The sequence below is a fragment of the Actinomadura sp. KC345 genome (assembly GCF_004348515.1).
GTDB lineage: Bacteria > Actinomycetota > Actinomycetes > Streptosporangiales > Streptosporangiaceae > Spirillospora.
This window is the reverse complement of sequence record NZ_SMKH01000323.1, coordinates 1-8,228: the sequence shown is the minus strand read 5'-3', so window position 1 is coordinate 8,228 and position 8,228 is coordinate 1. Positions and strand designations below refer to the sequence as shown.

The following is an 8,228-nucleotide window of genomic DNA, read 5'->3' as shown; positions in this document are numbered from 1 at the left end:
GGGGAGCTCCTTCGACGTGCGCCCGGGGTCGCGGTCGATGTTGTCGTATGGGCTGTAGCGGGCGAAATCGGTCTGGGTCTTGACGAGCCCGGCCAGAATGGTCCAGGGCACGGTGGAGAAGTCCTCCGCTGAGAGGGACGCCCGGAACGCCGCCGCCTTGAGGATCCTTTGCCAGTTCCCGGGGAAGTACTCGGCCACCTCGCGATCCGACGCCTCGGACGGCTGGTCCTCCTCATCTATGCCCGAGACCCCGACGCCGAGGACAAGGGCGATGATCAGGATCATGGCGATCAACGGGAGGAGGATCGGCAGAGAGGCGACGACGAAGATCTGGATCTTCTCCCGCCTCGACACCTGGCCGTCGTTCTTGACACCCGCGTTGAGACCGTCCCTGAATTTCCTGAACTTTTCGGATTGGTCCAGCAGTTTGCCGATCGGGCCCGCGTTCAGGAGGGCGGACGTCGCCACCCGGCCAAGGAGGGAGTTCCTGGCCACGTCATAGGCGCCCGGCGCGTACGAGTCGGACCAGGCGCGGAGGCCGATGTTGGTCCCCTGCCCCGCGAGGTGGGCCGCCTTGTCTCCCGTGGTGTCGCCCTCGGGCATATAGGGGATGTAGCGGCCGTACTTCGGGTTCTTCCTGGCCAGGTCGAGTCCCTCGTTGGCCAGGTTCTTGGCGAGCTCCGCGGACTTGGTGGGCTTGTCCGGTTTCTCCAGGTTCACCCCGCCGCTCTCGGCGCCCTTCTTGGGGTCCTTCTTCGCGGCGTCCTCGGCGTTCTTCTTCACGGCGGCGTCCTGAGCCCGCTGCTGGGTCAGCGGGTTGGACGACGCCGGAACGTTGACGGCCCCGCCCTTCAGCGCCGCCTCGCCGTACGGGGCCTTGCCCTGACCGTCCACACCCTGGTCCAGGGCCGCCTGCTCAGCGAGGATGTCGGAGACGTTCGCGGGCTGCGAGGCCGCCGCGAGCACGCGAGGATCCGAATCCGCCCCGGCGACCTCGGCCGGCCCGTCGGGGGCGTCCTCGAGCGCGGAAGGCGTGGGATCGTCCGGTGGATTCGGGCCGCTGGGCTCCGCAGCACCTGGAGACGGGCCGACCGGCAGGTCGGACCGCGGCTGAGGGCTCCTGTCCAGCTCGTCCACGCGACACCTCGCTCGGCTTTATGGCGACCACCCGGTTTGGCGCGATCGATCATGACCGTCCGCCGTTCCGCGGCGGGGGCAACGAAGCTCGGAAGCTGCGGGCGCCCCCGCCGCTAGCCGACCCGGATCGCGTATCCGGCGCCGTCCTGCTCCACCGCGAACCTCACCTCCCGGGGCTTCGCGTTCCCGCCCTGGGTGATCTGCGCGGTGAACCGGTACTGGCTGTTCCCGGTCGTGCTGGGGTCCATGACGGTGACCTCTCCGATCACCGACCCCTGGGGCGTACGTCCCGCCGGCGCGGACGGCCGCGCCGTGCCGACGAACGGGATGCCGCTCCAGTCCCCGATGGCCATCGCCCTGGCGGCGGCCGTGGCCACGTTCCGGGCACCTGCCGGGACGATCGCCGTGCCGTCGCCGCCTGTTATCGGGACCTGTACCGCGTTGGTCGCTTTGAAGCCCTCGGGGGAGAGTTCCACGGGAGGCTTCGGCGAGGAGCTCGCGGCCCCGGAGGGCGGCGCGCTCTCCGATCCGGACGAGGCGAGCGCTCGGGGGTTCAGCGTCTCGGCCGGGTATGACGTCGGGGCTCCGCCTGCATTGCGGGGAGCGGGCGCGTCGTCGTCTGACAGCACCACGCTGACCACCAGCATCACGATGATGGCCGCGGCGGCGACCCATATCGCGACATCCCACCATTCAGGCAGCTCTGTCCGATCCCACGGGCGTTGCCGCCGCCGGTATCCCTGGCGGACGTAGTCGGTCAGCTTTGGCATACCCCTGACCGTCGTCCCCGGAGGCCGGAAGGCAACCGCCGCCGACGGCGGAACCGCAGATCGTCCGGCAAGTCGGCGTGGCGGTCGTGCCGCGACCGCGCACGGTCCCCTACATGAGTGAGGACCACCGCGTCACGGGGCCGGCGATGCTGGCCGCCACCAACATGCTCAAGCCGCCCCCGGCGGTGATCGGCAGCGTGAACAAGGAGATGACGCTGCCCCGCACGATCAAGCTGACCACCCTCATCGCGGTGCTCATCGGAGCGGCGCTCGGCTTCCTGATCGCCTTCATCGTCGTCGGCCCGGGCCTGAACGCGCTCATGTACGGACCGACGCTCGGCGGGGCCGCCGGGTGGGCGACCGTCAACTTCTCGCCGTTGCAGGGGGAGTCCCTGGCCAAGTGGATGGGCCTGCAGTTCAACGAGAACCGCAGCCGCAAGCTCCTGGTCGACGACCGGCAGGTCCGGCTGTACATCGGTATCGCTCCGCTCCGCCGGACCGCCGCCGGAACCGTCCGGATGCTGCCCGGCGGCGTCTCGGTGGACGCCATCCGGTGGGACTCGCGCGGTTACCCGCACCAGGAGATTCCCGGCGCGAACCGGCTGCCCGGCCGTCCGCGGGCGGGTCGCGGGCTCACCGCGTCCTCGCAGCTGTCAAGCGGCCGCAAGGGACCGTTGCGCAAGGGGCACGGCCGCTGAACCCGAGTACTTGCGCATCCGCGTGACGACCGCACGGTACTGGCTGCAGCGGACAAAATAGGAGAGGACGATGCCGGAACAGTCACCCACCCGCTTCACCATGGTGCCCGCCCGGCGTTCAAGTGAACCGACCGCCCACAGGCGGGCGAGGAGAATCCTCGGTGTGCTCTTCCTCGCGTCGGGGCTGAGCGCCGTCGCGATCGTCGTCGCCCTCGCCAAGGGAAGCACCACGCCTGACCTGTCGTCGGTCACCCCGCAAGGGCGAGACCTCGCCCATACGGCGGCGGTGACCTTCCTGGCGGGCGAGGAGCAGACCGTCCCCCACGCCGAGTCCTTCGACCCGAGGGACGCCGCAGGTGAGAACATCGACGGGCGCGGTATCCCCCTCGACTACCGGTCGCTGAACTGGGTGGGCTTCAGCCCGCAGCACTTCGGCACGGAGGATCTCGGGTTCACCGACTTCGAGGTCCACCACTTCCTCGTCGTCATGAGGGGCCCGGACGAGCAGACCTCGCCCGCGCCGACGAGCAGCCCCCCGGCGGCGGCGGGGACGACCACCTCGCCCTCTCCAGGGGCGACGCCCCCTCCGGGGACGACACCTTCTCCAGGGGCCAGCCCTTCGATCTCCACCTCCCCAGGCCTGGCGGCGGGCAGCGGAACCGGATCGCCCGTGCCGGCGTCCAATGTCCTCCAACTGGACGTGCCCGTCCTGCTCAGCGAAGATGGGCCGCGTCTGGGAGGCTCTCCCTCGTTCTCGACCTGGAAGAACGGGGCCGGTGAGCCGGAAGGAAAGGGCGACTACACCAACTACGGCGGTCTGACCACGGAAGTCAGCGACGCGGCCAAGAACCAGATTCTCCGATGGGCGGTGGCCTATGCCACGGGTGATTCGCAGGGCCTCCTCGCCGTGACCGGTGATCAGAACAGTTCGCACCGCTACATGGGCCTGTCGGGTTTCACTCTGGCGAACTCGGCCGGAGCCGTGCAGGTCCTTTCGGCCATCAAGTCCACGGAGGAGCAATCCATCGTTCGGGTGCGAATTCAGCTTGCCAGAGCGGCGCCGCCCGGGACGGTCACAGAAAACAACGAAAAGCAGTTCACGAACTTCGCCGACTTCGACCTCCTGGTCGGAGCCGCCGGGGCCCAGCCCCCGGTGCTCGCCTGGGGACCAGCGGGTTCCGCGGCAGAGTTGGAGCCCTACAGCAACGCATTGAACAACTGACCGGGACCTCACAACATGGAGGAAATGAGGATGGCAGCTCCTGGTTTTCAGGTGCTCGCGGCACCCATCGGCGAAACTGGTGCCAACAGCTTTCTGAACGACTCACCGGCCGGCAAGGCGCTTGTGGCGATTTGCGGCGCGGTCGCGGTGATCATCGTGGTGATCGCCGTCTTCCGAATGATCAGCGGTATCGGCCGGGGGAGGCCGGGCGAGGCGTTCAAGGCCCTCGTCTTCGGCCTGCTCATCGGCGGACTACTGTTCAACCTCAACCTCACCATCAGCGGGGTGAAAGCGATGGGTGACTTCACCGGCAAGGTCTTCGATAGCGTCACCAGCGTCGGCAACAGCGGCGGCGGCGCCGCCGGTCGCGGGGAGTGAATCGCAGGGAGTGAGACGTGGCGAACACCGCGGGGCCGCAGAGCAGGCCTGGAGAGTTCGACACCGGCATCGACTGGTTCTTCAGCATCATGGTGCTGCTGCTGCTCGCGATCGCCATCGTCGTGTTCATACCGGCCGTGTGCGCGTGGCTTCTGCTCACCGTCCTACGCCGCTTCCTGGCCATGCGGGACTGGGCCATCGTGGCGCTGGCGGGGTGCGTCGGCTTCGGCCTGCACCCCAAGGAGAACGCGTACGCGTACGGCTACTGGCTCGCCAGTTTCGCGGACTTCGGCCCGGGCGAGCCTGGGGACGTGCCCGTCACCGTGCTGCTGTCGTTCGCGGCCGTGCTGGCGGGCGGCGTGGGCATGATCGTGGGCAACGCCAAGGGCTCGCTCATCGTCGGCCTCGCCAGCTTCCTGCGCAAGAAGAAGAAGTTCTTCGATGTGTTCGATGGCGCATGGTTCCGCCGGCAGGAGCTGGTCGACCGGGATCTCATGCCGAGGCCCAAACGGCGGGAGATGCTCAAGCGGCGGGTGTCGACCCGGGTCACCCCGGCCGACATCCCCGCCGTTCGCGGCCCGTACGCCACGGAGAAGTCCAGGAGGACGCCGCTCAAGTCGAAGAGCCTCCCGCTCGGGCTGGGTGCCCGGGACCGTCCGGTGATGCTCAGCGTCCAGGAGATGGGCATGCACGGCGCCGTGGTCGGCTCCACCGGCAGCGGGAAGACCGTCACCCTGATGTGGCTCATCGGTGCGGCGGTCGACATGGGGTTCGACGTCACGGTCCTCGACATGAAGGAGGACACCGAGCCGGGCGGCCTGCGCGATTTCATGCGCGCGTACGCGCAGATGCATCAACTGCCGCTCCAGGAGGTGGCCCTGGCCGACGAGCACCCGGCCTTCTGGTTCAACGCCCTCGCGGGCATGTCCGCCGACGAGGCGTTCGACACCATCATGACGATGGTCGAGTTCGACGACGCGTACTGGCAGGCACTGAACCGCAAGGTCCTGCAGCAGGTCGTCCAGATGTGCTACGAGGCCAACGAGATCGCGCCGGACGTGTTCGCCCTGCCCACCATGCTCGACATCGGCAAGATCATGGAGCAGGGCGAGGACATGAAGGGCGCCGTCAAGGAGCGGGTCCTCGCGATCGACCGGATGCGCGGCACCGGCTACTGCACGCAGCGCTACACCAACGTGCTCCGGCCGTCCCGCGACGAGGCCAACTCCGCGGCGAGCTTCGGCACCAAGCTGACCGGGCTGTACGACTCCGGCGCGGGCCGGCGCATCCTCGTCCCCGACGGGCACCGGCAGATGATCGACGTCCGGCGGGAGGGGCTGACGTACATCGGCCTCAACTCCCTCGGACAGCCCGACATGGCCAAGATCCTCTCCTCGGCGTCGCTGCAGCGCCTCTCGGTCTACGCCGCGCAGCGCATCCAGGGCCGGGCCCCCAAGGACCGGCCGCGCCTGATCGTCGTGGACGAGGCGAACTACATCGACCGCGACATCGCCATGAACATGCTGTCGCGGGTCCGGTCCGCGCTGTTCAACATGGTCCTGTGCACCCAGGGTCCGACGGACTGGATCGACAAGGACGGCGACGACTGGTCCCGGCTGGCCCAGAACATCAACTGGCTGATCGCCATGTCCCAGTCGTCCCCGGAGTCCGCGGAGAAATGCGCCGACTTCCTCGGCATGCGCGATAACAACACGTTCAGTGAACGAGTCGGGCAGGGCGGGCACGCCGAGCACTTCCAGGCCAAAGAGGAAGAAGAGTACATCGTCGATCCCAAGCAACTGCGGGATCTGGGCACCGGCGAGGCCTACCTGCGTGTCAACAAGCCCGCCAGCCGGGTCGAGTACGTGATCGTGCCGATGCGCACCCAGGAACTCGACAGCTACGAGCCGGGTCCGTTCGGGCCCTTGGTCGCCGCATCGGCCGGGCCGCAGGACCAGCAGACATGGAGGTCGGCGTGAAGGCAGGACGGCCCGAGCCGCCGGACGACCCGCCGGAGGAGACCCGGCGGCGCGCGGCGATCCGGTGGCTCGTCGGGCTCCGGAAGAAGACCGACCCCAAGGCGGTCGTGATCGAGTGCGGGATCATCGCGCTGGTCGGGGCGATCCTCGCGGGCGTGTCGATCGGGATGCTCTTCGTCCAGTACGGAGAGCAGCACGGGGAGCACCTCAAGTTCGGGGTCGCGGACGTGGTCAGCGCCGGCGCCGCGGGCATCGTGGCCGCCGCGATCATCCGGCTGAACGTGCTGCTCCACCGCCGCTGGAAGCGGACGATCGGCCGGTTCACGGCCGCCGCCGCGCTGTGCGCCGTCGCCGCCGTCGCGGGCGTGCTCGTGGTGCTGATCCCGAGTGAATGCCCCGGCGGTCTGTTCACCACCGGGCGGTGCGGGGTCCGCGAGGCCGCCGCCTGGGGACAGGTCGCGGGGCTTCTCGCGCTGGTCAACTTCGGCCTCGCCGGGATGTCGCTGCTGTTCTGGCGGCTGGTGCGCGCGTTGGCGCGCGGGGTACGGGACGTGGTCCGTGACGGCACGCTGCAGGGCGTCTCCTGGGCCAGGGCGCTGAAGAGGGTCGTCAAGCACCGCAGCTTCCGGCGGACGGAGGACGGGACGGAACGCGGCCCGCAGGACAAGAAGGGCCGCCCGACACCCCGCCGCGCGGACGCCGAGCAGGCCCGCCGCGACCGGAACCGCCGCGACCGGCTGCGCGCCGACGCCTGACCGGGCCCGGCGGACGGGCCCGCAGGAGGATGCGATGTACGAGGTCGGGCGCGCCGGCGGTTACGTCACCCGGCAGATGTGGCAGCGCCGGGGGAGGGCGACGCTCTACGCGGCCGCGGCCGCGCTGCTCGCCGCCACCGCGGCCGGTTCGTTCGCGGGTGCGGTGCTCTCCGGCACGCGGCCGTTGCAGGCGGTGGCCGCGGTGGCCGGACTCGCCGCCGTGATGGGCTGCGGATTCGTGTGGACGCGCTCGTCGCGGTTCCTGCGGCAGGCCCGCCAGGCCGCCGTCGGCGCGCGGTCCGAACGCGACGTGCGGACGGCGGTGCGGCGCACCGGTTCGGTCGCGGCGGCGTACGGGCTCCTCCTCGGCGGCCGGGGAGGCGACTGCGACGCGGTCGTGTTCACGCGCGGCTGCGGGGCCGCGGCCGTCGAGGTGAAGACCGGGCACGGCGAGGTCGTCGCCGGTGAGGGCAAATTGCGGGTGGGGCGGCGCGTCCTGCACGGCGATCCGGTGCGGCAGGCGGCGAACCAGGCGCGGCTGCTGTCCCGCAGGTTGAACGGCGGGACCGTGCAGGCGGTGGTCTGCGTGCCGGGGATGAGCAACCGGCCGTTCAGCACCGGGGCCGGGGTGTGGGTGTGCTCCGCGCGGGATCTGAAGGCGGTACTGGACCGCGCGCCCCGCGTCTTCGACTCGGCCGCGGAGGCGGAGGCGACGATGAGGCGTCTCTGGGACGCGAACCCGTCCTGAGCGAACCCGTCCTGAGCGGCGGCTACGGCAGGCCCGGCCGCCAGATGACCGACGAGACCACCAGCACGATGCTCAGGCAGGTGATGAAGACGGTGATGAGGAACGGCACGAGGTCGATGGTGCCCGGACGCGGGAACCGTCCCGCCGGGGACCTGCGCGGCGCCTTCTTGGGGACCGGGGCGCCCGCCCCGTCCTGGTGGCCGCCGACCGTCTCCTCGAAGAACCAGGCGTTCTGCGGCTCGTCGTCCGCGCCGCTCTGACCGGCCGTCCCCGGCCCCGTCCCGAACGCGTTGTCCGCGCCGGGCGAGCCGCCAGGCGCCGCGCCGGGCCCGGTGCCGAATCCTGAGCCCGGACCGGCGCCGAAGCCCGCGCCGCTGCCGGTGCCGGGCCCCTGGCCGGGGGCGGTGCCGAAGCCTGCACCGGGGCCGTTGCCGAAGGCGTTGCCGAAGCCGCTTCCGGAGGCGTCCCAGGCCCCGGCGCCGGGCGGGGGACCGGACGGGCTGCCGTGCGGTGGGCTGCCGTGCGGTGGGCTGCCGTGCGG

The 8,228-nt window shown here is 70.3% G+C and carries 7 protein-coding genes and 2 pseudogenes; 6 read left to right on the top strand and 3 right to left on the bottom strand.

Translation table 11 applies throughout. The features are described from left to right. Together E1281_RS33920 and E1281_RS33915 are read right to left on the bottom strand one after the other, a co-directional pair. Positions 1–1,137: pseudogene (locus tag E1281_RS33920) on the bottom strand (hypothetical protein); the annotation flags it as partial. Between the two features lie 113 nt (positions 1,138–1,250). Next, complete coding sequence (locus tag E1281_RS33915; RefSeq protein ID WP_131883801.1) at positions 1,251–1,907, bottom strand: hypothetical protein; 657 nt, start codon at positions 1,905–1,907, stop codon at positions 1,251–1,253. A 113-nt stretch (positions 1,908–2,020) separates the two neighbouring features. Here E1281_RS33915 and E1281_RS33910 point away from each other — a divergent pair, with 113 nt between their 5' ends. The 6 genes from E1281_RS33910 to E1281_RS33885 all read left to right on the top strand — a co-directional run bounded on the left by E1281_RS33910 (position 2,021) and on the right by E1281_RS33885 (position 7,687). Further along, the gene (locus tag E1281_RS33910) at positions 2,021–2,605 is read left to right on the top strand and encodes a hypothetical protein (protein WP_131883800.1); all 585 of its coding nucleotides are present in this window, start codon (positions 2,021–2,023) and stop codon (positions 2,603–2,605) included. A gap of 100 nt (positions 2,606–2,705) precedes the next feature. Beyond that, on the top strand, positions 2,706–3,827 hold the full coding sequence (locus E1281_RS33905; RefSeq protein ID WP_165959221.1) for a hypothetical protein: 1,122 nt from the start codon (positions 2,706–2,708) through the stop codon (positions 3,825–3,827). Positions 3,828–3,857: 30 nt separating this feature from the next. Beyond that, a complete protein-coding gene (locus E1281_RS33900; RefSeq protein WP_131883798.1) occupies positions 3,858–4,205 on the top strand; it encodes a hypothetical protein in 348 nt (115 codons plus the stop codon). 17 nt (positions 4,206–4,222) lie between these two features. Then, positions 4,223–6,184, top strand: a complete 1,962-nt coding sequence (locus E1281_RS33895) for a helicase HerA-like domain-containing protein (protein WP_131883797.1) — start codon at positions 4,223–4,225, stop codon at positions 6,182–6,184. Beyond that, the gene (locus E1281_RS33890) at positions 6,169–6,939 is read left to right on the top strand and encodes a hypothetical protein (protein ID WP_131883796.1); all 771 of its coding nucleotides are present in this window, start codon (positions 6,169–6,171) and stop codon (positions 6,937–6,939) included. The genes E1281_RS33895 and E1281_RS33890 overlap by 16 nt, the downstream gene beginning before the upstream one ends. Before the next feature lie 34 nt (positions 6,940–6,973). Beyond that, positions 6,974–7,687 (top strand): nuclease-related domain-containing protein, encoded by a 714-nt coding sequence (locus tag E1281_RS33885; RefSeq protein ID WP_131883795.1) that lies wholly within the window; start codon positions 6,974–6,976, stop codon positions 7,685–7,687. A 22-nt stretch (positions 7,688–7,709) separates the two neighbouring features. On the opposite strand, the pseudogene E1281_RS40760 reads toward E1281_RS33885, so the two are convergent. Next, positions 7,710–8,228, bottom strand: a pseudogene (locus tag E1281_RS40760) (hypothetical protein); the annotation flags it as partial.

Coding starts and splice junctions, on each gene's coding strand:
- E1281_RS33905 (WP_165959221.1), top strand. CDS start 2,706: ATGGTGCCCGCCCGGCGTTCAAGTGAACCGACCGCCCACAGGCGGGCG.
- E1281_RS33910 (WP_131883800.1), top strand. CDS start 2,021: ATGAGTGAGGACCACCGCGTCACGGGGCCGGCGATGCTGGCCGCCACC.
- E1281_RS33900 (WP_131883798.1), top strand. CDS start 3,858: ATGGCAGCTCCTGGTTTTCAGGTGCTCGCGGCACCCATCGGCGAAACT.
- E1281_RS33890 (WP_131883796.1), top strand. CDS start 6,169: ATGGAGGTCGGCGTGAAGGCAGGACGGCCCGAGCCGCCGGACGACCCG.
- E1281_RS33885 (WP_131883795.1), top strand. CDS start 6,974: ATGTACGAGGTCGGGCGCGCCGGCGGTTACGTCACCCGGCAGATGTGG.
- E1281_RS33915 (WP_131883801.1), bottom strand. CDS start 1,907: ATGCCAAAGCTGACCGACTACGTCCGCCAGGGATACCGGCGGCGGCAA.